General features: G+C 37.5%; 24 protein-coding genes. 12 read left to right on the top strand and 12 right to left on the bottom strand.

The features are described from left to right. Positions 1–180 precede the first annotated feature (180 nt). Positions 181–690, bottom strand: coding sequence for a DUF29 domain-containing protein (locus H6F45_RS18585; RefSeq protein WP_187041601.1), 510 nt, complete (start codon positions 688–690; stop codon positions 181–183). A gap of 284 nt (positions 691–974) precedes the next feature. Then, entirely contained in the window at positions 975–2084 is a 1110-nt protein-coding gene (locus tag H6F45_RS18580; protein ID WP_190348045.1) for an S-(hydroxymethyl)glutathione dehydrogenase/class III alcohol dehydrogenase, read from the bottom strand. Between the two features lie 345 nt (positions 2085–2429). Between H6F45_RS18580 and H6F45_RS18575 the strand changes: the two genes are divergently transcribed. Both H6F45_RS18575 and rimM read left to right on the top strand, forming a co-directional pair. Further along, on the top strand, positions 2430–3713 hold the full coding sequence (locus H6F45_RS18575) for a valine--pyruvate transaminase (RefSeq protein ID WP_190348049.1): 1284 nt from the start codon (positions 2430–2432) through the stop codon (positions 3711–3713). Positions 3714–3718: 5 nt separating this feature from the next. Beyond that, complete coding sequence (rimM, locus tag H6F45_RS18570) at positions 3719–4426, top strand: ribosome maturation factor RimM (protein ID WP_190348044.1); 708 nt, start codon at positions 3719–3721, stop codon at positions 4424–4426. Positions 4427–4471: 45 nt separating this feature from the next. Here rimM and H6F45_RS18565 read toward each other — a convergent pair whose 3' ends face one another. After that, complete coding sequence (locus H6F45_RS18565; RefSeq protein ID WP_190348043.1) at positions 4472–5383, bottom strand: sugar kinase; 912 nt, start codon at positions 5381–5383, stop codon at positions 4472–4474. A 20-nt stretch (positions 5384–5403) separates the two neighbouring features. On the opposite strand from H6F45_RS18565, the gene H6F45_RS18560 reads away from it, so the two are divergent. Both H6F45_RS18560 and rsmI read left to right on the top strand, forming a co-directional pair. Next, positions 5404–6045 (top strand): PH domain-containing protein, encoded by a 642-nt coding sequence (locus H6F45_RS18560; protein ID WP_236104057.1) that lies wholly within the window; start codon positions 5404–5406, stop codon positions 6043–6045. A 165-nt stretch (positions 6046–6210) separates the two neighbouring features. Beyond that, positions 6211–7068 (top strand): 16S rRNA (cytidine(1402)-2'-O)-methyltransferase, encoded by an 858-nt coding sequence (rsmI, locus tag H6F45_RS18555; protein WP_190348042.1) that lies wholly within the window; start codon positions 6211–6213, stop codon positions 7066–7068. Between the two features lie 430 nt (positions 7069–7498). Here rsmI and H6F45_RS26655 read toward each other — a convergent pair whose 3' ends face one another. Further along, complete coding sequence (locus tag H6F45_RS26655) at positions 7499–8395, bottom strand: alkaline phosphatase (protein WP_242052673.1); 897 nt, start codon at positions 8393–8395, stop codon at positions 7499–7501. After that, on the bottom strand, positions 8352–9776 hold the full coding sequence (locus H6F45_RS26650) for an alkaline phosphatase (RefSeq protein WP_242052671.1): 1425 nt from the start codon (positions 9774–9776) through the stop codon (positions 8352–8354). Before H6F45_RS26650 ends, H6F45_RS26655 begins: the two co-directional genes overlap by 44 nt. A 320-nt stretch (positions 9777–10096) precedes the next feature. Here H6F45_RS26650 and rpsU point away from each other — a divergent pair, with 320 nt between their 5' ends. Further along, on the top strand, positions 10097–10276 hold the full coding sequence (gene rpsU, locus H6F45_RS18545) for a 30S ribosomal protein S21 (RefSeq protein ID WP_008226419.1): 180 nt from the start codon (positions 10097–10099) through the stop codon (positions 10274–10276). Between the two features lie 300 nt (positions 10277–10576). Here the strand turns inward: rpsU and pth are convergent, their stop codons facing one another. From pth to psbH, 3 genes are all read right to left on the bottom strand, one after another. Beyond that, the gene (pth, locus tag H6F45_RS18540; protein ID WP_190348041.1) at positions 10577–11209 is read right to left on the bottom strand and encodes an aminoacyl-tRNA hydrolase; all 633 of its coding nucleotides are present in this window, start codon (positions 11207–11209) and stop codon (positions 10577–10579) included. A gap of 54 nt (positions 11210–11263) precedes the next feature. Continuing rightward, positions 11264–11515, bottom strand: a complete 252-nt coding sequence (locus H6F45_RS18535; protein ID WP_137667466.1) for a TatA/E family twin arginine-targeting protein translocase — start codon at positions 11513–11515, stop codon at positions 11264–11266. Between the two features lie 196 nt (positions 11516–11711). Beyond that, complete coding sequence (gene psbH / locus H6F45_RS18530) at positions 11712–11915, bottom strand: photosystem II reaction center protein PsbH (RefSeq protein ID WP_096566033.1); 204 nt, start codon at positions 11913–11915, stop codon at positions 11712–11714. Between the two features lie 234 nt (positions 11916–12149). Between psbH and psbN the strand changes: the two genes are divergently transcribed. From psbN to H6F45_RS18515, 3 genes are all read left to right on the top strand, one after another. Then, a complete protein-coding gene (psbN, locus tag H6F45_RS18525) occupies positions 12150–12287 on the top strand; it encodes a photosystem II reaction center protein PsbN (protein ID WP_096566031.1) in 138 nt (45 codons plus the stop codon). A 92-nt stretch (positions 12288–12379) separates the two neighbouring features. Beyond that, entirely contained in the window at positions 12380–13690 is a 1311-nt protein-coding gene (locus tag H6F45_RS18520; RefSeq protein ID WP_190348040.1) for an AAA family ATPase, read from the top strand. Then, positions 13684–14445, top strand: a complete 762-nt coding sequence (locus H6F45_RS18515; protein WP_242052669.1) for a DUF4276 family protein — start codon at positions 13684–13686, stop codon at positions 14443–14445. Before H6F45_RS18520 ends, H6F45_RS18515 begins: the two co-directional genes overlap by 7 nt. A 247-nt stretch (positions 14446–14692) precedes the next feature. Here the strand turns inward: H6F45_RS18515 and H6F45_RS18510 are convergent, their stop codons facing one another. Then, positions 14693–17818, bottom strand: coding sequence for an alpha-mannosidase (locus H6F45_RS18510; RefSeq protein WP_190348038.1), 3126 nt, complete (start codon positions 17816–17818; stop codon positions 14693–14695). A 234-nt stretch (positions 17819–18052) separates the two neighbouring features. On the opposite strand from H6F45_RS18510, the gene H6F45_RS18505 reads away from it, so the two are divergent. After that, a complete protein-coding gene (locus H6F45_RS18505) occupies positions 18053–19537 on the top strand; it encodes a hypothetical protein (protein WP_190348037.1) in 1485 nt (494 codons plus the stop codon). A 144-nt stretch (positions 19538–19681) separates the two neighbouring features. After that, positions 19682–20020, top strand: coding sequence for a XisI protein (locus H6F45_RS18500; RefSeq protein WP_137668827.1), 339 nt, complete (start codon positions 19682–19684; stop codon positions 20018–20020). Between the two features lie 94 nt (positions 20021–20114). On the opposite strand, the gene H6F45_RS18495 is transcribed toward H6F45_RS18500, so the two are convergent. Next, on the bottom strand, positions 20115–21179 hold the full coding sequence (locus tag H6F45_RS18495) for a DUF6765 family protein (protein ID WP_137668826.1): 1065 nt from the start codon (positions 21177–21179) through the stop codon (positions 20115–20117). Positions 21180–21289: 110 nt separating this feature from the next. Next, positions 21290–22213 carry a 1-acyl-sn-glycerol-3-phosphate acyltransferase gene (locus tag H6F45_RS18490; protein ID WP_190348036.1) on the bottom strand — a complete coding sequence of 308 codons (924 nt, stop codon included), beginning with the start codon at positions 22211–22213 and terminating at the stop codon, positions 21290–21292. A gap of 149 nt (positions 22214–22362) precedes the next feature. On the opposite strand from H6F45_RS18490, the gene H6F45_RS18485 reads away from it, so the two are divergent. Together H6F45_RS18485 and H6F45_RS18480 are read left to right on the top strand one after the other, a co-directional pair. Then, on the top strand, positions 22363–23250 hold the full coding sequence (locus H6F45_RS18485; RefSeq protein WP_137669048.1) for an alpha/beta hydrolase: 888 nt from the start codon (positions 22363–22365) through the stop codon (positions 23248–23250). A 74-nt stretch (positions 23251–23324) separates the two neighbouring features. Then, entirely contained in the window at positions 23325–24185 is an 861-nt protein-coding gene (locus H6F45_RS18480; protein ID WP_190348048.1) for a Tab2/Atab2 family RNA-binding protein, read from the top strand. Here the strand turns inward: H6F45_RS18480 and H6F45_RS27095 are convergent. Beyond that, positions 24165–24293: a hypothetical protein gene (locus H6F45_RS27095; protein WP_277876997.1), complete on the bottom strand. Its 129-nt coding sequence runs from the start codon at positions 24291–24293 to the stop codon at positions 24165–24167. The two genes, H6F45_RS18480 and H6F45_RS27095, sit on opposite strands and share 21 nt — an antisense overlap. Positions 24294–24301: the final 8 nt, after the last annotated feature.

Genomic DNA, 24301 nt, shown 5'->3' with positions numbered 1-24301 from the left:
GAGTCAGGAGTCAGGAGTCAGGAGTCAGGAGTCAGGAGTCAGGAGTCAGGAGTCAGGAGTCAGGAGTCAGGAGTCAGGAGTCAGGAGTCAGGAGTCAGGAGTCAGGAGTCAGGAGTCAGGAGTCAGGGGAAAGTTAATAAACCAATTACCAATTACCAATTACCAATTACCAAATAAAGTTTATTTTATTAAATCATCGGTTGCAGGTTCACCGGGTAAAAAGCTATCTTTGACAATTTCATCTAAACTATAATTACATTGTTCTGGAAATGTTGAAAATGGTAAGTTTGTTTCTCCTGATGCTAAATCTCTACCATTTTCATAAGCTTCACTGTTCAATATTTCTAGTTGAGATTTTAAACTAGGATTTTCATTTAATAATTTTAAGATATCCCTTCTTTGAATGCGAATTGTTGCTAACCAACTGCGACTGCGTTTACCTGGTTGATATTCCCATTTTAATAAATGTCCGATTAAAATACTCAGACGGTTTCTTAATTCTTGTCGTTCCTTTCTACCCAAAGATTCAATTTCCTCTATTAAATTTGATAAGTCTAAATCATGCCATTGTTGATGTCGTAGAAAGTTAGCTTGTTGTTGAGTCCATTGATAAAAGTCAATTTCATAGAGATGATCTTGAAAATGATCTTTCAGGTTTGCTGCGGTTGGTTGAATTTTAGGGATTTGCATAATCAAAAATCTGGTGAACTGTAATAATTATAATATATACATCATGGAATAGGTGACAGGTGACAGGTGACAGGTGACAGGTGACAGGTGAAAGTTCATAGATACAGCATATTTCATTTTAGTGAGGTACAAACGGAAATCATAAAACCCTTGTGGAACAGGCATCCTGCCTGTTAGCCTTGTACCTCATAACTTAGGAAACGGCTGTAATTATTTGTTACCAATTACCAATTACCAATTACCAATTACCAATTACCAATTACCAATCACCAATTACCCATTACCTAAAATGTCACCACACTTCTTATTGATTCCCCTCTGTGCATTAAATCAAAAGCATCATTAATTTTTTCAATGGGCATTACATGAGTAATTAAATCATCAATATTGATCTTTCCATCCATATACCAATCTACAATTTTCGGTACATCTGTCCGCCCTCTTGCACCGCCAAAAGCTGAACCTTTCCAAACTCTTCCAGTTACTAATTGAAAGGGACGAGTGCTAATTTCTTGACCTGCACCAGCTACCCCAATAATAACACTTACTCCCCAACCTTTATGACAACATTCTAAAGCCTGACGCATAACTTTTACATTACCAATACATTCAAAAGAATAGTCAGCACCACCTTTAGTTAAATCTACTAAATACGCAACTAAATCACCTTCAATTTCGTTAGGATTAACAAAATGTGTCATCCCAAATTTTTCAGCTAAGGCGCGTTTATTGGGATTAATATCCACACCCACAATCATATTCGCGCCAACCATTTGTGACCCTTGGATCACATTTAAACCTATTCCCCCCAAACCGAAAACTACGACATTTGCACCAGGTTCAACTTTAGCTGTATTAATAACTGCACCTATGCCCGTAGTTACACCACATCCGATATAACAAACTTTATCAAAAGGCGCATCTTCCCGAATTTTAGCAACTGCAATTTCTGGTAACACCGTATAATTAGCAAAAGTAGAAGTACCCATATAATGATGAATCATGTCACCACCAATACTAAATCTACTCGTACCATCGGGCATCACTCCCCGTCCTTGGGTAGCGCGAATAGCTTGACAGAGGTTGGTTTTAAAGCTTAAACAATATGCACACTGCCGACATTCGGGAGTGTATAAAGGAATGACATGATCTCCGGGTTTAACACTTTTGACACCTTCCCCCACTTCCACAACCACACCAGCACCTTCATGACCTAAAATAGCGGGAAATAAACCTTCTGGATCTGCACCAGAAAGGGTATAAGCATCAGTATGACAAACTCCACTAGCTTTAATTTCTACTAATACTTCCCCCGCTTGTGGTCCTTGGAGTTGCACGGTTTCAATGGTTAGTGGTTTTCCTGCACTGTAAGCGATCGCTGCTTTCACTTCCATTATTCACTTCTCCCCTAAATTAACTGATCTAATCTAAAGTTAATACTACTGTCACCTGTCACCTGTCACCTGTCACCTGTCACCTACTCACTCAAGATTTTTTCTGAGCGATCGCTTGCCAAACTCTATTACCGTATAGTACATTAGTACCGATTACAAGAGAAACCCCCCAGTCTCACAAACTGGGGTTTTATTGTTTACTTCTAACTCCTGACTCCTATTCCTAACTAGCAACTTGGGTTATTATTTTTGAATGTTTTTTCAATGATTTTCGGGTACGGTGATTCGCAGATTTTGTTAAAATCTAAATCTCAATAACAATTCCTTTATTTTGTAACAAACATGATGAAACCTGCCCTTACTAAAATCGGCACTCAAATGTCTAACTTGACTGGCGTAAGAGCGATTATGAAAGATATTAATGAAACACTCCGAGCCAATCAGGGGCAGGTATTGTATAATTTGAGTGCGGGTAATCCCCTGATTTTACCAGAGGTTGAGCAGTTATGGCGTGACTGTACCGCAGATTTATTAGCTAGTTCTGAGTATGGTGAAGTTGTTTGTCGTTACGGTTCTTCTCAGGGTTATGCACCTTTCATTTCCGTGATGGTGAAGGATTTTAACGAGCGTTATGGTTTAAATTTAACAGAACGGAATATTTTAGTTACTGCTGGTAGTCAAACTATTTATTTCTACGCTGCTAACTCTTACGGTGGCTATACTGATGATGGGGATTTAAAAGAAATTGTTTTACCTTTAAGTCCAGATTATACAGGTTATGGTGGGGTGAGTTTATGCCCAGAAGCGTTAATTGCTTATAAACCTACTTTAGATATTGACAGCGCCAATCATCGTTTTAAATATCGTCCTGATTTTAGCCAACTTTCTATTAATGAAAATACTGGTTGTGTGATTTTCTCCCGTCCTTGCAACCCTACAGGTAACGTTTTAACTAATGATGAGGTTGAGAAAATCGCCGCTTTAGCTGCACCTTACAATGTACCAGTTTTGATAGACTCAGCTTATGCGCCTCCTTTCCCAGCGTTAAATTTTACAGAGATGAAACCTGTATTTGGTGATAACATTCTTCATTGTATGAGTTTATCCAAGGCAGGTTTACCAGGGGAAAGACTGGGGGTAGCTATCGGTGATGAAAAACTGCTGCAAGCTTTAGAGTGTTTCCAAACTAATGCAGGGATACATTCTTCTAGATATGGTCAGGCGATCGCTGCTCGTGCGATAGAATCAGGTGCATTAGCGGATATTGCGGAAAATGTGATTAGACCTTTCTACAAGAATAAATTTGATGTATTAGAAAGTACATTGGAAGCAGCTATGCCTAAAAATTTACCTTGGTTCTTACATCGGGGTGAAGGTGCAATTTTTGGCTGGTTGTGGCTGCAAGATTTACCGATGACTGACTGGGAATTTTACCAGGAATTAAAGAAAGTGGGTGTGATTATTGTTCCTGGTAGTGGTTTCTTCCCTGGTTTAAAAGATGAATGGGAACACAAACATCAATGTCTGCGTATCAGTTTGACTGGTAGTGATGAGGAAATTACTATCGGTATGCAGCGTTTGGCTAAGGTAGCAGAACAGGTTTATCAACGTGAAGCGGTGAGTGTGTAAGAGGAATGAACCACGAAGACACGAAGGACACGAAGAAGAAAGAGAAGAGAAGGAAGGGAAAGGGAGACAAAAGTATAAAATCTTTCCCAGTTCCCAGTCCCCAGTCACCAGTCACCAGTCCCCAGTCACCAGTCCCCAGTCCCCAGTCCCCAGTCCCCGATCTTGATGACTGGATCGAGATTGGTAAAATTGTTGCACCTCAAGGTTTAGGTGGGGAGGTGCGGGTTTATCCTAATACTGATTTCCCGGAACGGTTTGAGGAGGCGGGTACTCGCTGGATGTTGCGGCCAGGGGAGTGTGAACCGCAACCGGTGGAGTTGTTACAAGGGCGGTATATTGAGGGTAAGAATCTATATGTGATTCAATTAGAAGGGGTGAGCGATCGCACTGCTGCGGAAAATCTGCGAGATTGTCGGTTGTTTGTCCCTATTAGCGATCGCCCTGAATTAGAAGAAGGGGAATTTCATGTTATAGATTTAATAGGATTGTCTGTCTTCATGCAGGAATCTGGGGATTTAATCGGAACAGTTGTAGATTTATTACCTTCTGGTCATGATTTATTAGAGGTGAAGTTTGATCCTGCTTTTGATGAAAAAAAAGCTGGAAAAACTGTTTTAATTCCTTTTGTGATGGAAATTGTTCCTGTTGTTGATTTGGAAAATCGGCGGATTGAAATTACTCCTCCTCCTGGTTTATTATCAATTAATGATTAGAAGTATTTAATCAAAAATTCTTGTGGGGTAGTCAAGATGTCTACCCTACTGATCAATTGATAATTGACAATTGACAATTGATAATTTTTTCATCCAACGACGTGAACCAAAATATTTACAAGCTTCCGCAGCAATATTACTTGCTAATTCCAAGGATTGAGGAAAGTTATTTTGTAGGATATAATGACAAAAAGCACCATGAAAAATATCACCCGCGCCTAATGTATCAATGGTTTTAATTTTGGGAACATTGATCAACCCTTTTTCTTTATTACTTAAATATTCTATGGGTTTTTCTCCATGAGTAATGGCAATGTAAGGGATGTTAAAACCTTGCAAATAATTAAAAATATCTGCTTGATTTTTGCACTTGGGAGGATAAAAGTTAGCCGAACAAATAGCATAATCTACAAAAGGTAAAATTTCTTCAAAACCCGCTTTCCAACTTCCTCCATCAATAACAACAGGAATATTTTTATTTTTATTTTTATTTTTATTTTTCGCTGTTTCGGCAATTATTTTACTTACTGCCATTTGATGTCCATCAATTAAAATAATATCAATATTATCTAATATATCATCAGGAATAGAGTTAATATCAGCTTGGGTTTTTACGGCATTTATAGAAATTACTGCTCTTTCTCCTGTACCTTGGGTGACAATGATTGAAGATACTGGTGGGGATGTTTGTTTATTAGGATCTAAGTCAATTATTCTTACTTGGTAATTTGCTAAATCTGTAGTAATTAATTGTGTCATGGAATGAGAACCCAGAACACCTAAAAGTTGAGATTTATTACCCAAGTAACTAAATGTAACAGATGCGTTGGTTGCTGGTCCACCTGCTGCTACAGTATAATCATTAGCAACTAATTTTTGATTGTTCTGGGGTGGTGATTGGGCAAGGTAAATTAAATCTAAAGTAATTAAACCGACAAATAAAGCTGATTTAGTCATTGGTGATTGGTGATTGGTGATTGGAAAATTATACAGGAGAAACAGAAATTATGTTTAAGAACATGGCAATGGACGCACTGGGTTTAAGTGATATTGGTGCTGTGATTAAACCAGAAGATTATAATAAGGTTGATAGTGATGATTACGTAATGCACGAAGAAGGGGAAAAAATCTACTTTTTGATTAAATCAAAAACTGATGAATACTGTTTTACAAATTTAGCATTAATCCATCTTGATGGTAGTTCTGCCATGAGCAAAAAACGGTTACTAAATCGTTATAGCTACAGTCAAAATATCATTAGAGATGTAAGGTTAGAAACCGCAGGAACGGTAGATTTAGATATTGAAATTAAGTTTGTTATGGGGGATAAATCCTATTCTATTGATGTGGCAAAAAATTTTATTGCTCCCTTAAAAGATTTATACAAAGCATTGGTAAAAATTTCTTCCATTCAAAAAGAAAATGGAGTTTATTACCAATATGCTCAAACTAGCTTAAATACTGCTTCTAGTACAGTAGGTAGAGCAACTAATATTTCCACTTCAGAAGAACAGTTTAAGGCTATTAACTGGTATGCTTTTAATTGGTTAAAATATGCCCATGAAACTTATGTGAGAAAAGATTTTGGGGAAATTTTTGAGAAGTTTATTAATAATTAAGCAAGCATTCAGCTATCAGTAATCAGTCATCAGCTTTCAGCTATAAGGTTTGTTATCAAATAAGCAAAATTTTATTGATTTTTTTTAGTTGTTTGCTGATAGCTGACAGCTGAATGCTTACACAAAAACAGCCTTCTACCTGTTGTCTTCTAGAAAATAATAATTATGGCAACTGAACCCAAACCAGGAACATTATACATTGTTGGGACACCGATTGGAAATCTCGAAGATATGACTTTTCGGGCGGTGAGAATATTACAATCTGTAGATATGATTGCGGCTGAAGATACCAGACATACAGGAAAATTGCTGCAACATTTTCAAATTAAAACACCCCAAATGAGTTATCATGAACATAACCGTAATAGTCGCATTCCTGAAATATTAGAATCTTTAAAATATGGAAAAGCGATCGCATTAGTTAGTGATGCGGGAATGCCAGGAATTTCTGATCCGGGATATGAGTTAATTAAAGCTTGTGTAGATGCAGAAATTGATGTTGTTCCTATTCCCAGTGCGACTGCTGCCATTACCGCTTTAAGTGCTTCTGGTTTACCCACAAATCGGTTTATATTTGATGGATTTTTACCTGCAAAAAGTCAACAAAGAAGGGAATATTTAGAATCTTTGTTAATAGAAACCAGGACATTAGTATTTTATGAATCTCCCCATCGGTTGCGGGAGACATTAAAAGATTTAGGAGATATATTAGGGAGCGATCGCCAGATAGTAATAGCTAGAGAATTAACTAAATTATATGAAGAATTTTGGCGAGGAACAATAGCAGAGGCGATCGCCCATTATCAACAAAAAGAACCCCAAGGAGAATATACCCTGTTAGTGGCAGGAATAGAACCCAGCAAACCACAAATTACAGAAGCAGAATTAAAAGCCGAACTATTAGCAATGATGAAACAAGGTGCTTCTCGTTCTCAAGCAAGTAGACAATTAGCAAAAGAAATATCAATTTCTCGGAATAAATTATATCAGTTGGCATTAACAATTGAAATAGATAATGAATAACGAACCACTCCAGGCGCAGAAGACACAGAGATTGATAACTAGCTGGTTGTAATTAAATATAAAATGTGGGATGGGCATACTTCGATAAACTCAGTACAAGTCTTGCCCATCAACAGGCTAGAAGCCTGTTCCACATTTATCTGCTTTCATCTATCTGCTTTAAATATCAAAACAAAAAACCAGGAGAAGATAAAAATAAATCTTCTTCCCGGTTCATAAATACTAACACTTATTCCTCTGCGTTATCTGCATCTTTGGGATTCGTTTCTTCCAAAAAATTAAGACACAAACGCAAAATCTGTATTTACATTCAAACCAATCACACCATTAACAACAGCAACAGTTTTACCAAGTAAACCAACTTCCGTATTACCATTGACAACATTGAGAGTCAAAGTAGCTGAGGAAATACCCCCAACACCAATGACATCTACACCCCTTTGGAAGTCAAGGATAGTATTAGCAGTATCAGGTAATTCAGCATCAGCGATCCAGAACTCATCCGCACCTGCACCACCGGAAATACTAAAGTATTTGGATCTTTGGTATTAACATAATTCATTGCCACACCAATAGCTGCATCAGCCCGCCGTAGTGCTTCCACAGTACCTACAGCATTGTTGTTATTAGCGAAGTTATCCGTACCTTCTTCTTCAATAACTACAAAGAAACCCTCAGGATCTTGGCTGAGAATTTTTAAAGATGCCTCTAGCATCTCTGCAACTGTAGGCGCAGTGTTTAGGTAGAGAGGTAAGGGATTAGCAGTGTTTAATCCTAATTGTTCTTCCCGGCGATCGTCAAAGGTGTGGTTAGCAGCAAAAACTCCGAGTAACTTTGTGGAAGCAGTAGCACTTGCTACGGCAGTGTTCATTTGCTCTTCTGTGTAGACCACAGTATAGCCCAAGGACTTTGCTAAATCAATCAGGTTAGTGGTGGGACGATCTTCGGCATCAGCGAAAGCAGCATCAATTGCGGCGGTAACGTGGAAACCTGTAGTACCTTTGGGCAGTAGGTAAACTTCACCACCTGCCATGATGATCTGAGTGCCAGAACGAATTACCTGTTCAGCAATTTCGGCAGTTTTATCACGGGCGCGGGTGTTATTGCCCACGCGGTTTGTAGTCGCAGCAGCAAAGGCGGCGGTTCCAGGTTCACCAATGTGACCTGATTGAATGAGGGCTGTTGCTTTACCAGCAGCGATCGCTTCTTCTAAAATTGTATAGCCAACTTTACCAGAAGCAGGTGTAATAGTTGTGTTATCCTCTTTTAAACCAAAGGATTCATTAAATACCTCGAAGTGCCATGAAGTGAGAGGGACTTGTACCATCCGGGTGAATGAAAATTACATTTCCCGTCTGTCGAGTCGCTTTGGGTGCTGGTGTGGGGTCAGGATTACGAGATGGTAGTTGAACGTTGAACAGCGTCTCATACATCAACTCATAAATTTTGGTATTGTCTAAAGTTGCAGGTAATTTATCTGCATTTAAACCATGCGCTTTAGAAACAATAGAACCAGAAAAATCTGGTGTACCTGACCAACCAACACCAAACTTGAACACATCACCATCTGCATCAGGTGCAGCCACGAAAGGCGCAGTGTTAGCACCGGTTTGTCCATCTAAGGGTACGTTGCGGTTTGATGTAGTGGGGTTATTATTAACAGTACCTACGGTTGCACCAGTGCGGTCTATTACTTGTAAACCACCAGCATCACTATCAGCAGCCGTCAACATCAAGGTGTTAGGATGTCTTTCGATGAAATCTAATGCTACACCAATGGCTGCATCTGTACGACGTAAACCTTCTAAAGTTCCAGCCGCATTGTTGGCATTACCGAAGTTATCACTACCTTCTTCCTCTACGATAGTAATTGAACCATTGTTAAAGTTGGGGTGTCTTTCCATCAACTTCTGGGTGACATCCAACATTTCAGCAATAGTTGGGGCTGTTTGCCGATACAGAGGTAAACTCTGTCCAGCTAAAACTTCCTCTGGGCGATCGTTAAAAGTGTGAACAGGTGCAAATACACCTAACACTTTTGTTGGGGCTGTAGGTAAATCAAGTAGGGATTTGAGTTGATTTGCTGTATAAACAACTACATAACCCAAGCTTTGAGCTAGTTGGATCAGGTTTTGCGTGGGGCGTTGTAAAGAATTTGTGCTAATAGCATCCAGTTCGGCAGCAGTACCATGGAAACCATTAGTACCCACTGGTAATAAGTTAAGTTCACCACCACCCATGATGAAGTTAACGCCTGACCTGATCACCTGTTCGGCAATTGCCGCATTTTGAGCGCGGGGTACAGTGCGAGTGCCATCAGGGTTAACAATTTCTTGTGTCTTAGCAACAAAAGCAGCTGTACCAGGCTCATAGATCGCTCCAGATTGCACTAAAGCAGTAACTTTTCCTGCATCTCTGGCTTCTTCAACAATGGTTTTATTAGTTCCTGAAAGAGAAGTAATTGGTAAATTATTCAGTTCAAAGCCAAAGGATTCAGCGTAAACTTTAACACCTGTAGCGTGAGTCACAGCACCAGCGTTAGATGTTCCACCTAACTGGTCTTCCATGTGTCCCAGATAAACACCAGCATGGCTGAGTTTGTCCCAATTCAAACGTCCGTCGGGTCCTTTGTCTACAAACCGTGCAAAAGCAAAGTGAGATGGACTTGTTCCATCCGGGTGCATGAAAATGACGTGATTACCAGCCATAAAACCTCTGAATAAGTAGTTCAGTGTTTGAGATATATTTTGATCTCATTTAAACGGGTAATTGTTAAGAGAAGTCACGGCAAAAGGTTAATTGAAAGTTATTTATTTCTTAATTTTTGTTAAATTATGTTTTAATTACAAGTTAAGGATGTAAAAATTTTAATTAATTTTAATTATTTTAAAATATTTATGAATCAGCTTAAATGGGCAAGATAGTTAATTCCAAAATAAGATCAAACTCGTTTGACACTATATAGTTTTGCTAAGTTTGCGGCTAATATTACAATGGAGATAATTGACAAATTGAGGAAAGACCCAGAATGACCCAAGTGGTTCTAGGAGAAAACGAAGGAATAGATTCAGCCCTGCGTCGGTTTAAACGCCAGGTTTCCAAAGCTGGAATTTTGGCTGACGTAAAGTATCATCGTCACTTTGAAACCCCCCTGGAAAAGCGCAAACGTAAAGCAGTCGCAGCTAGACGGAAACGCCGTTTTAAATAAACCTATTCGGTTTAGTAATGGATTGCTTGAGATATCCTTATAAATCAAGCACAATACCTTTACCATGTTCTTAAAATAATTCAGGAAGCTGCGACACACCCCTGATGGGGTGTAATTTTATTGGTGGAACTTAGTGCGTAAGCCTTTTGTCTTGCTTAGATGGAGTTAGCGGAAATCGCTTTCCATCTAACAAAAATGGTGATTGGTGACTGGTGACTGGTGACTGGTGATTGGTGATTGGTGATTGGTGATTGGTGATTGGGGATAAATATTTACTTTCTGACTCCTGACTCCTAACTCCTATCCCTCAGCACTCCAGCTATTACAACGGTTCATGGCTTTTTCTACACCTTGCTTTAAGGTGAGTTCTGCACACTCAACCACAAAGTCTAAAACCACATTCATTAATTTTGATTCTGTAGCAGAGAACTTTCCCAAAACATGAGAAACCGTGTCAGCATTATCATCATTTGCTGCACCTTTGGGTTTACCAATACCGATGCGTAAGCGGGGGAAGTTTTGACTATTTAAATGGGAAATAATACTCTTCATCCCATTATGTCCACCTGCTGAACCAGATAAACGCAGGCGAGTTTTTCCTAATGGTAAATCCATATCATCATAAATGACTAACACAGATTCAGGAGGTATTTTATACCAACTTGTTACCGCTTGGACTGATTGCCCGGAACGGTTCATGTAAGTTAGCGGTTTTAAAAGCCGAATTTTACCGCCTCCAGGTGCTAAACCTTCTGCAAAATGTCCTTGAAACTTACGATTTTCGGTTAAAGAAAATTGCCAAGCGTGGGCAAGAGCATCAATAGCCGCAAAACCAATATTATGGCGTGTTTGATCATACTTAGGCTCTGGATTCCCCAACCCGACTATTAACTGGGGAATAACCAAAGCAGGTTGCTTAACAGCTTCTGTCATCCGATTTTTGGATTTTGGGTTAATTTAGAGGATAAATCTGAAATTTGGAGAATTTTAGACAGAATTATCCTGTTTAGTAGATTCTATTTGTTTAGGTTCGAGTTCAGCAGTGGTTTTTACAGGTTGGTCTAGTTTTTCCGCTTCTTTCTTAAATTCGTTTTGAAACTCATTAGAAGCATCTTGGAAACTGCGAATGGTTTTACCCAAACTACGACCGATTTCTGGTAGTTTCTTAGGACCAAAGATTAATAAAGCTACTACCATAATTACAGCCATTTCTGGCAAACCAATACCAAATATATTCATTATTTTTTTTCCTTTAGCTCATCTTCAAATATATCAGGTGACTGGGGACTGGGGACTGGGGACTGGGGACTGGGGACTGGGAGAAAAATTCTTTATCCGTTTCCTGTTAAGAGTTCCCTGTTCCCTATTAACTGAAAAACCCGGACAGGCCGGGTCTATATTAACTTGTATCCAAGTTATAATAGCTGTGTAGCAATTAGCCGCCTAAACTGCGCCAATCAACAAGTACGTCTTGAATTAACAGAGACTTGTTGTAAACTTGCAGAATAATGAGCAAGAATACGAAAAACAAACCCATAAAAACACCCATTAAAGGTGTTGTTCCCCAACCGGGGGATACTTTACCATATTCAGCGTTTAAGGGTCTGAGGATATCTCCCAATTTAGTCCGTTGTGCCATAGTTCACCTAAGATCAGTTGCCAAAACTTTTTTTATTTTTTTTATTCCCCTCTGTAGGGTGCTGCAATATTTCAGCAGGATTTTAACCTTACGTTTGGGATGATTCTGACTATGACGATAATACCACTATCAGGGTAGGGCGGTTTACCTGACTTTAATGAATGGAGAATATAGTATTTACGTTAAGTTTTGTAATATTCTAGAAGATAACGCTCATAATATAACTCTAAATTTATGGACTTAGAACCTGGTTTAGTGCTTGGTGTTTCTTTTTCTGCCATCCTGATTGCTATTACTGGTATGGCAATTTACACATCCTTTGGTCCACCAAGCAGGGAATTAGCTGATCCTTTTGAGGATCACGAAGATTAAAAGCGTGATTAGTTTGGTATAATGGTGGGCTATGCCCACCCTTGGGGAAGTTAAAATTAAGATCCCCGACTTATCTATACAGGTAAACATTTATGAATCAACCTATTTTACAGTTTATTGAAAATAAGAATTATAAAAATCTGTCTTTACCGCATCCTGTAGAGTTAGATAATTTGAATATTTTTATCGGTTCTAATGGTTCAGGTAAGAGTAATTTTATTAGTTGTTTAAAATTTTTAAAGGACTGTTTAACTACTATTCCTGATGAAAGTCGTGGTGTGAGTAGTTTTGAAGATGCTGTTACCAAAATTGGGGCTGATAGAATTTTAGATAATCGTGTAGAAAGTCCTGCTGTAATTAATTTTAGATATTGTTTTTCTCAAAAATCACAAAATGATACACAGCCTGAAAAAAGCACAATGCTAACTATCAACCTTTTTGTGGACAGAGATAAACATAAAGTAATTATTTCACAAGAGTTTTTATTCAGTGGTCAAAGTTTAAGCAAATCGGAATCACAACCTTTTTATTATTATAAATTTCATGATCAAGAAGTTGGTAAAGGGGTTGTTTCAGTTTATGATTCATCAAGACAAAATTCTACATCACGGTTTGAAAGGTTAAATAACATACCTACTAATTCTTTAGGTTTGACTATACTACCAAGGTTGCTTGAAGATAGTGAATATTCACCGGAAAAGACACCTGCGTATAAAACCAGAAGAGATTTAATAGAATCTATTTCTAAATGGCAATTTTATAACGCCAATAATATGGACTTGAACCAAATTAGAAAGTCAGAAAACAAAATAGGAGGAAGTGATATTTATTTATCTGCTTCTGGGGATAATTTACCTTTGGTTTTAAATAATTTAATTCAAGAAAATATAGACTTTGAAGATAGCATTAATCAAGCTATGAGGGCTATTTTACCTAAAACTCGTCGTCTGCGTTCTATTCAATTGGGCAGGTTATATTTAACGGTGGGATGGTATTTTGAGGATAGTAAAAATATAGAACCGTTTTATTTAACTGAAATGTCTGATGGAACTGTGAGAATGTTGTGTTGGGCGACTATTTTACACTCTCCTTTACTTCCTACATTATTAGTTATTGATGAACCAGAGTTAGGTTTGCACGTTTCCTGGATGCCAATTTTAGCAGAATGGATTAAACAAGCTGCTAGAAAAACACAAATTATTATTACCACACATAGTCCTGATTTATTGGATAATTTTACAGATTGTTTAGAAAATGTGTATTGTTTTTATTCTGAAAATCAAACCCACTTTTCAATGAAAAGACTTAATCAGGAAATGCTGAATGATAAATTAGAAGAAGGTTGGGAACTCGGTGATTTATACCGGGTTGGTGATCCGACTGTGGGAGGATGGCCGTGGTAATTTGGGTATTTTCTGGTGGGGGAGAAGCTGAAATTGGGATTAGGAATAAGGATAAAAGGGATGAAGGAGGATTAATTAAATTTTTACAAAAAAATTTTCCTGGTTGTACATTTGTCCGCAAAACACCAGCACGTATAAAACCAGGACCTAAACCCGGTAAATCAGTTGGTTATGGTAGAACAGGTAAAAGTTTAATTGCTCAAATAAATCAAGAATTACCCATTGCTTTAAAAAATGAACCCAATAAATGTGATTTTATTTTAGTGTTTGATGATTTAGATTGTCGAAATCACCTTGAACAAAGGGAAAGATTTTTAGCAGCAATCTCTGAAATACCTGACACCGAAGAAATACCAAAGTTTGTTGGTTTTGCTGCACCGGAAATAGAATCTTGGATTATTGCTGATTGGGATAATACCATAGCTAAGAGTTCAGATTTTCGCGGTAGACATGAAAAAATGCGTTGGTGGTTAAGTACCCAAAAAAATATTCCCTTTGATACCCCTGAATCTTTTAGTAAATATGATAATGACAGAGATTGTTGTCAAGATAAACTATCAGAAGCATTAGTAGAGTCCAGCACTTTGGCAGAATTTGATAGTAGTGTGACACGATTTTCTAAAGGTTATCACACTCCTTTACTGTTATTAGGAATAAGACCTGATGAAGTACAAAGAAAATGTCCTTTATTTCGAGAACTTTATCATTATCTTTTCAATTTTCCTTCCAGCCAGGAAAATAAAAGCAGAACGTAAAGTATATACTGAGATTACACTATAAAATCATGAATGGTTTTTGAATAATGTAAACCATTTAAAAATTATATCCTGTAAATCCTTTAATCATGGATATCCTGATTCAGACAAATACAACTTTAAACACCAAAAAACAATCTATAAATCACATCCTGAACATCCTCAAATCCTGGATATCCTGATTCAGACAAATACAACTTTAAACACAAACAAACCATCTAAAAATTACCATCCTGAAAATCCTGATTCAGACACTAATTTCACAACTTCCTATTTTCCAAGGTGCGATTTTTCCAACTTCCTCATTTACCTTTCTTTCTAATAAATCAACCGCTTCCCCTAACCTAAAATATTCACTTTCTAAACCTAACTCTACTGTTTCTCCATGACATTCATAAAAACGCAAAATGATTTTTTTACTATCATCTTCACTGACTTTAAAAGCTGTGATAATTAAATTATTATCTGCTAATTTGATAAAACTTTGATTCGGTAAAATACCAGATGCAGATTTTTTGATTTCTGGATTTATCAACACATTTAATGGTATATTTAATTCATATCCTTTTTTCACTGTTTCCGCTTCTTGCCAACTGCCAAGATGAGGATATAAACTATAGGTAAATTCGTGTATTCCTCTATCTGTTTCTGGGTCTGGCCAGTTGGGACTTCTTAATAATGTCAGGCGGATTTGATTGGGTTTAACATCGTATCCATATTTACAATCATTGAGTAAGCTAAAACCGTATTTTCCGCTATCTGTTTCTGAGGTTAAATCAGCCCATTGTAAAGCAGGTACTTCCCATTTTGCTTGTTCTGCCGGGGTTTGGGGGTTGGTGGGGCGGTTAATGACTCCACAGGGGATTTCATAAGTTGCAGTTTCGGTGGTAAAATTTAAAGGGAAGCTGGTTTTAACTAATACTTGATTTTCTTGCCAATTTACAGTATTCTTAATTTTAAGAATTGGGGTATTTTTTTGTAAGATGTAATTTTGGGTAAATTCAGATTTACCGATTTTACGAATCACTTGTAAATTTTGTTGAATTTCTCCATGTTCTAACCATTGAATTGATAGTAATTCGCTTGGGTTTAGGGGTTTGGTGCTATAATTTGGATCAATATTCCAAGCGTCCCAATATTGTCCACTATCTTGAAAAGCTTGGAGTTGGTTTCCTGCACCGTTTAATATTTCACGTTGTTGGTTTTTATCAAAGATGCTGTCTATATCTCCAGTTTGAGGGTTAATTTTTACTTGGAGATATTCATTTTCTAAAGTCCAATTTTGGGGAAGTTCATTTTTTACGATGTTTGATTTTTTCGATGTGGGAGAAAGCCAATAAATTTGATATCCTATGGATGGGAGGGTTGCGAGAAATAATAAAGAGTTTGCGCTTTTTTGGGATGGAAGTTCATTTCCTTGAAAGTCGTAAATTTTCCAAGTTTGGTTATTTTCAGGTAAGTTTAAACTAACAACTTCCGATCGCTCCCAGTTGAGAGAGTTAAAAATTATTATAGGAATAGTATTAGGTTCGGGTGGTTGTGGTAAAGTAATGTGAGATGCGATCGCTCTTAAAGCATCATCTAATATTTTATTTCCCACTTGTTGAACTTCTTCCCACTCCGGTAACGCATCGTGATAAACTTGGGTAATAGAAGAACCGGGTAAAATATCGTGAAACTGGTTAAACAGAACTTTTTTCCAAGAAGTTTCTATTTCCATTTTCGGATATTCACAACCATATATAGAAGTTGCCAGAGTTGCGAATAACTCAGCTTGATATAATAGATGTTCAGATTTACGATTGTAGCGTTTTTGATCTGCGTGAGTCGTATAACATCCGCGATGAAATTCCAAATATAACTCATCTTCCCATATTGGTAAATTTTCAGGAAGATTTTCTGATTCCGATTTTATATGTTGTAGATAATTTTCGGCGGTGGAAAATTGTAACTTGGGTAAAATGGGGGAATGTTCCCAGCGTCGTGCTACTTCTAGCATATCACGAGTAGGACCACCACCATGATCACCGACACCAGGAAGCCAAAGCGCATCATTTAAACCCGTTTGAGTTTGCCACTCACACAGATATTGAGTCATCTTAACCGGATCAATAGTTTCCCCGATGAGAGCAGACATATAACTTAATATTTGACTACCATCTGGCGATCGCCACCAAAATAAACCATAATCAAATTTAGTAGTATCATTCCAGCGTAGCTTTTGAGTAACAAAAAACTCAACCCCTGCATTTACCAAAAACTGTGGTAAAGTTGCACAAAAACCAAAAGTATCAGGAACCCAAACTATGGGAGATATTTTTCCAAACTTCTGCAAAAAATAACGCTGACCATATAATAATTGTCTAACAATAGACTCACCAGAGATCAAATTTAAATCTGGTTCAACCCAGAAACCCCCCAAAACCTCCCACCTTCCAGATTTTACCTGACTTTGAATCTCCCGAAATAACAGAGGACGATTTTCCTCAACCCAAGCATACAGAGCAGGAGTAGAATGACAGAATATCAACTCAGAAAAATCTGATTGTAACCTTAAAACCGACTCAAAAGTATTTTGTGCAGCGTTCCAAGTTTCTGAAACAGGCCATAACCATGCTAAATCTAAATGAGCATGACCCAACAAATATATTTTAGATTTTAGATTTTGGATTTTGGATTGAAGTAAAAGCTGACGTAGGCTAAAAACAACATTCTTCCAATCTTCTTCTTCCCTCTCTTCCTCTGCGTTCTTTGCGCCTTTGCGGTTCGTTACCTCATCAACCCCCGCAACCAAACCAGCTAAACCCTGCGGTGAAAACCTTTCCAAAAGAACTTGAGTAATAGCCAACTCATCAGCCACAATACCCGGATCTAAATCATTGTAACCCAAACCTTCAAAAATTAAAAGCGATCGCACCAAAGCACCATCACAATGACCAGGACTCACCAACCGCAAACAAACAAAAAACGCATCACCCGGTTTTACCCCTTGACTTAAAAGCACCCGTGGGGAACAATCAAATAAATCCCCAATTAAAACCAGATTACCATTAACATAAACCTCAACCGCATCAGCCCACCAAAGCAAAGACAACCGCAAAGACAAACCAGATAAAGGATAACCTTGCAAACTTTCAGGAACAGTGAACCTTTGCGCTAACCAAAGAACCTGTTTTCCCCCATCCCAAACAACCTGATTTCTCTGATTTATCTTAACAGATTGCCAGTCAGATAGATCAGAATTTACTACCTCATTAACTTCTAACTCATTAACTTCTAAATTACCTTGCTGATAAACCCAAGAAGAAAGGATATTAATTTGACATAAAGAGCGTAAATTTTCAACAGTCTTTGATATAGATGTAGTATCCATAGGAGTAAAATGAAAAGTTAGAGAAAATCAACAATGAAAATTCACAAGAGAAAACCACGCTCAGAACTTAAACATAAATTGAGATTGTCAAAATTAAACTCATCTGAATTTATTTTCAGTTATGATTATATCACTAACTAAATCTCAATCACATTTTACGAGCAATCACATTTCACAGGAATCGGCAAAATTAATCAAAACTCAGCCTAATTACAGCCTAATTATATTGATATCATGTCCTCCAGTTCATCTCGTCCTTATCAAAGTAAAGTATTTAACTTCTTCAATCAGCAATCTCGGCGGTTGAGTCAAAAATTAGAAAGTACCATCCGTAACTTACAAGTTGCTACAAAATGGAGTGTAGAGGCGTTACTTTATCCGTTGTATCAAGCATTGCAGCCTGATAAACAACCAGGAAAGAAATTACAAACTTCAGCTAAGACCACCCAAACATACTTAAAATCTTATACTCCCCCACCAGCAGACACGCCTATTCAGAACGTCATAGAATTAGTTAAAAATTTACCATCTGCTGCCGCTGCTGAATCAGAAACTTTACAAAATGTCAAATCTTCAGGTTTTTTGGGTAGAACCTGGGAAAAAATTACTCATAGTTTTGGGTGGTTGCAAACTCAAAAAGCTCCGAAATTACCATCAGAAAATACTTTACAGCATCATATACCCACTGTACAGGGAATTGCCGTCAAATTAGAAACTAGAGATTTGGTACTTGTCAGCGACAATAACAAAGTTTTTGATGTTTTGACAATATCCCAACAAAGAAAATTAAATGATACAATTAATCAAGAAATTGCTGAATATTCCCAAGTTTTACAATTAGTAGCAGCCCAAAAAGAGCAGAATTTATTACCAGAAATTGACCGGATTTTAAACAAATTAACTAATAGTTCAGATTCTAGTATAACAAATGTTACCGAAAATCAAAACACCCTAGAAATCAAATCTTATCCTGGTAAAATTTTAGCATTTTTAGATACAGTCTTAGCCAAATTAGAAGCTAAAGCAATTGTGCCTGTAAAACAACAAAGTCAGGGAATTATTAAAGTTGCCAAAACTCAATTATATATCTTTATTTATGGGAAAGAACAGGTAGAAGCTAGGGGAGAAATTTCTGTAAATGCTGATAATTTAACCAGCGAACAGCAAAGTTTGAATATTCCCACTTTAATAGAATCAGCAATTAATTACTTTTTTGGAGGTAGAAAAATTCCCCAACTGAGGGAAGATGAAAAAGATTATAAATTTAATAAAATTAAAATTTCTCACCAAACTGTTAACACATTTATTGATACTCGGCAAATTCAAACATCTGAGTTAACCGGAGATTCTTGGTTAACTTGGGGTGATTTATTTGGTAATTTGGAAATCACAGCAGAAATCAAGGCTAACACCACAGAAGACAAAAATCAAGAAGTATTCAATACAAAGGAAAGGAAGGTTTTTAAAAACAAAAAATCTGTATCATCAACACCTGAATCTAGTTTTGCAAATGCAAGAGAAGCGGAAAAACAACAACAAAAACAACAACAAAAACAACATAAATTAAAACCCGACTGGATAGAAACAACTGCTACATTTATCGGGTATGAAAAACACCCATTAGAGCAAATTTTAGCATGGTTGGATCACGTCATGCTGTGGATAGAAATGATTTTTATGAACATGATTTATTTCTTTAAAGGATTGTTGCAAGGTTAGTTTTTTCAACATTATCCAATAAATTGAGTATGTCAAGACGTGATATCTACCATAATTGTTTACAATAGAACTAGGACAGATTTTAATCAAGAACAAGATTATCAAATTAATTGTATTTGATGATATAATTGAGGAGATAGTAAAATGGATACCAAATTAAGCTATCAAGAAATTATCAAAAAAATTCTTACAGAAAATGCCGAATATCGAGCTTCTATACCCGATGGTTATGAATCTCAAGTTTTATTTGATGATGAGAGAGGACGTTATTTGGTATTAGATATTGGTTGGAATAACGATAAATATTTACACACTACACCTATTCACATAGACTTAATTGATAGTAAAATTTGGATTCAATATGATGATACTGAAGAAGGAATTGCTAATGAATTAATGGAAGCAGGTGTTCCCAAGCAAGATATTGTACTTGGTTTCCGTCATCCCAAAATTCGACCCTATACAAATTTTGCTGTTGGTTAGTTGGGATATTAATTTAATCCATATTTTAAAATGCAAATGTTCCCGACTTTTTCACAATATAAAACCAGAAGTTGGGGTCTAAAATTCACCTAAATCAAGCTACACAAATTCCATATTTAGGTAATAAATCATGAATAATATAAAATTGATGTGCTTGTAAAGCGTCGTGAAATAATTTCCAATTACTGACTAAAAAACTAGGATGATAGTGGAAAATTTCATTATCCTTATCAACTGCTTTTTCAGTTCGTAAAGCTTGATATTTCCAAGACCCTTGACCTTTAGGAATATAGTCTACATTAGCATCTCCAAAACTAAATTTACCTTGAGAAATAGCATCTAACCATTTGTGATGACGTGCATGACCATTTTTATCTTTAATATTTTCTAACATCCAAGCAATTAAACTTTTATCTGCTTCCGGTAAACCTGGTACAATAGCATCAGCATCACCTAATAAATAACGCTGCATAGCCTTACACATATTATCAGCAGCCGCTAAAAAATCTTCAGGATTATTGCGTCTAATTTTCTCACCTCTACCATTAATATAACCCCAACGTAAATAAGGTTTATCAGGATGACTTAAAACCGCACCATGTCCTAAAGGTAAAGCTTCACTAACAAAATAATTTTTCAATCTATCCATTAAATTTTTATCAGGTTTGTCATATTCATCAAGTAATTTTTTCGCTTCATTAACTCGATGGTTCACCCCTGCAAAACCTTGATGCGCCCAAGTATCAACATAAACGTGCATTGTAATCCCTAAACGATGTAAACTATAAGCAGTTTGACGACATTGAATACACTCCCTTACCATCTGCTGTGCAACATCACTATTAGGACGACAAATTAACTTTTCAATAAACTTTCCTTCCGGGTTCTCACCTGCTTTTTTACCCCCATTTCCTGGTAAAAAATGAAAAGGTATCCACACATGATAATTTGCTAATTCTTGAAAGTTGCGATAATCTAACATCTTATGCGCTGAACTGATGCGGGTAAACATTGCCCCATTATCAAATCTAATCATACCGCCATTAATGGCATCATCTACATATTGGGCGCAGTAAGCGATAATACTAGCATCTTCATGTTTAAAACCCGCTAGTCGTGCCACTACGTAGGTAACACCGTGGTGAAAGTCTATTTGCATTTTAAATAACTTCGGTTAAGGATTTTTAAATTTAGGAATAGACTATACCAATTTGGGTACTTATTTCATTTTTCTTCCTCTCTGCGTGAGAAAATAAGAAAAAAATCCTCTTACCACAACATCCGATTCAAAAAACCTTGTAACAACTTTATCCCCTCCGGTTCATGATAATCTGTAGGTAACAAATCCCTTATTGCTTGTTCCAAAGTTTCCAAAGCTACATCTATTTCCTGACGCTTTGGCCGAGAAGTTGCAGGAAAATACAAAGGTTCACCTACCCGAATTGTTAACTTTTTTCTCCAAAATAAATCATGAGTGCCGATTAATGCTATGGGTACAATTGGCACTTCAGCCCGCAACGCATAAATTACAGTTCCCCGTTTTAGGGGATGCAAACGACCCTCAGCATTTCCCAGTCTCCCTTCGGGAAAAATCATCAACCCATCCCCACGGGCTAAAATTGCCGAAACAATGCGGTCTATGCGGCGGACTGTTTGAATATTTCCACCAGGATTAACGGTATTTTTAATAACTTCTGCCAGTTCCTTTAAATCATCCCTTCCCGCTTCAGCAGCAGCAATAACAGCCTGTTCTTCTCCCCAAATTCTTTGTAAAGGAATAACACCACCTGCAAAACCTAAAATCAGGCGTTTCCACCATTTATTATAGAGAGTACGGGCATCACCAAGAATATAATAATACGATTGAGTCGATATTTCTGCGAGTAAAACTAAAGGGTCAAAATGATGGAGATGATTAGCTGCTAAAATAGCTGATGTATGTGGTATATTTTTGATGTTTTCCACACGGACACGGAAAAAGCAATGAATGAGCGATCGCAACACCCAACGTCTGATATTAGCATTAACTCGCGGTTCTGTATTTTCCTGATCAATAGCAGATAAATGATTGAGAGTAGTATCAATAGTATCTCGAATAGAGCGATCGCTCGCCGCCGCCACACCTTCCCAAACCCGTTTAATAGCGTTCTCAGTCAAAAGCGGTAAATTATCAGACTCGTTATTATTTTCCATCTTTACAATATACTGTAACAACCCAATCACCAATCACCAATCACCAATCACCAAAATTTCTGTAATCCTCCCACAGTTAGAAGATATTTTCCCTACAATGTACGTTGATAGGCTAAAAAGTTGCTGGGAAATTAGGTAAAAAACTAATCATGACTATTTACCACAGCGTAGGCACATTTAAAGGTGTTGGGGGAATTGATCTGTATTATCAAAACTGGAATCCAGGGGGTAAAATCAGGGGGATATTAGCATTAGTACATGGACTCGGAGGACACAGCGGACTTTACAAAAATATAATTGAAAATTTGTTACCTCAGCAATATGCTGTTTATGGCTTAGATTTGCGTGGTCATGGACAATCACCAGGTCAAAGAGGTTACATTAATACTTGGTCCGAGTTTCGTAATGACGTGCGAACATTCTTAAAAATGATGCAACAGCAACAACCACAAATTCCCATTTTTTTATTTGGACATAGCATGGGGGGAATGATAGTTTTAGAATATGCTTTGCGCCATCCAGAAGAGATATCTGCATTACAGGGAGTGATTGCAGTTGCACCTAGTATTGGAGAAGTGGGAGTATCACCAGTGCTTGTACTGTTGGGAAAAATGCTTTCGCGCTTGTGGCCGCGTTTTTCCTTAAATACTGGACTCGACACCACCGCAGGTTCAAGAGATCCGAAAATTGTAGCTACCTACACTCAAGATACCTTACGCCATACCCGTGCAACAGCCCGGTTTTCCACAGAGTTCTTTACTACATTAGCTTGGATCAATGCCCACGCCCATGAATGGAAAGCACCTTTATTAATTTTACATGGTGGTGCTGACAGAGTAGTTTTTCCAGAGGGGAGTGAAATTTTTTATCAACGAGTAACTTGTGCAGATAAGTTGCGTATTGAATATCCGGGAGCATATCACGATTTACATTGTGATCTTAATTATCGTGAATTTCTAGCTGATTTGAGTAATTGGATGGAACAGCATTTACCAACAGAACTAGGAAAATTAGAACCAGTGATGAGTAATGAGTGATCGTTCATTGCGGCTGTAGATTGGTAGAGTGGAAAGATAACAAAACATCAACTCGCCAGATTTCATCGTATAACATGGGCAGTATTTGGGAACTCGATTTTTACTCTCGTCCGATATTGGACGCAAATCAAAAAAAAGTTTGGGAAGTCTTAGTGTGTGAAAGTCCTACTGATGTACGCACTAAAACAGATTCCTTGTTTCGCTATGCTCAATATTGCCCTAGTACCCAAGTAAATTCAGTTTGGTTGCGGACAGCGTTACAAGAAGCGATCGAAAAAGCGGGAAAAGCACCAATTAAAATCCGCTTTTTCCGTCGGCAAATGAATAATATGATTACAAGAGCCTGTCAAGATATAGGTATTCCTGCCTTACCTAGTCGGAAAGCATTGATTCTCAATCAATGGATACAGCAGCGCATGGAGGAAGTTTATCCCCAAGAACCAGGATATCAAGGCGGTACAAATCCTTCTGTACGCTTAGAAAGACCTTTACCACAGCGTTTACCAGATGCGTTGGAAGGCAAACAATGGGCATTTGTGAGTTTAGAAGCCAGTGATTTTGCAGATATGCCAGAATGGGAAATTGGCTTTGGTGAAGCTTTTCCCCTAGAATTGGCACAATTACCCCCAGAAACTCGCATTCCGGGGATTTTGATTTTTTCACCTAGAGCTTTACCTATCGCTGGGTGGATGTCAGGTTTAGAGTTAGCTTATCTGCGATTTGATACCAGTCAAGGAGACAGATTGATTTTAGAAACCGGTGCAACAGAAAGTTGGATTTTGGCAAATATCAGAACTCCTCAACTGCTCAAAGAAGCACAAGGTTTTGAAGCAGCCAAACAAAAAGCCAATGGAGTGCATTTTATTGGTGTCCAGTCCGATCCCCAAGCTCAATCTTTTGCTGGTTTTTGGCTGTTACAAGAGGTGAATCTGTAGGGACTGGTGACTGGTGACTGGTGACCAGTCCCCAATTACCCAAAAATAATAACTGTTGATGCACGCTGATGGGATAATGGACTGGTCTATCTGGGGTTCAAAATCCAAAATCCACA

It is taken from the genome of Sphaerospermopsis sp. FACHB-1194, from assembly GCF_014696235.1.
GTDB lineage: Bacteria > Cyanobacteriota > Cyanobacteriia > Cyanobacteriales > Nostocaceae > Sphaerospermopsis > Sphaerospermopsis kisseleviana.
Note: the sequence above shows the minus strand (reverse complement) of the source record. Positions and strands in the feature narration are given on the sequence as shown.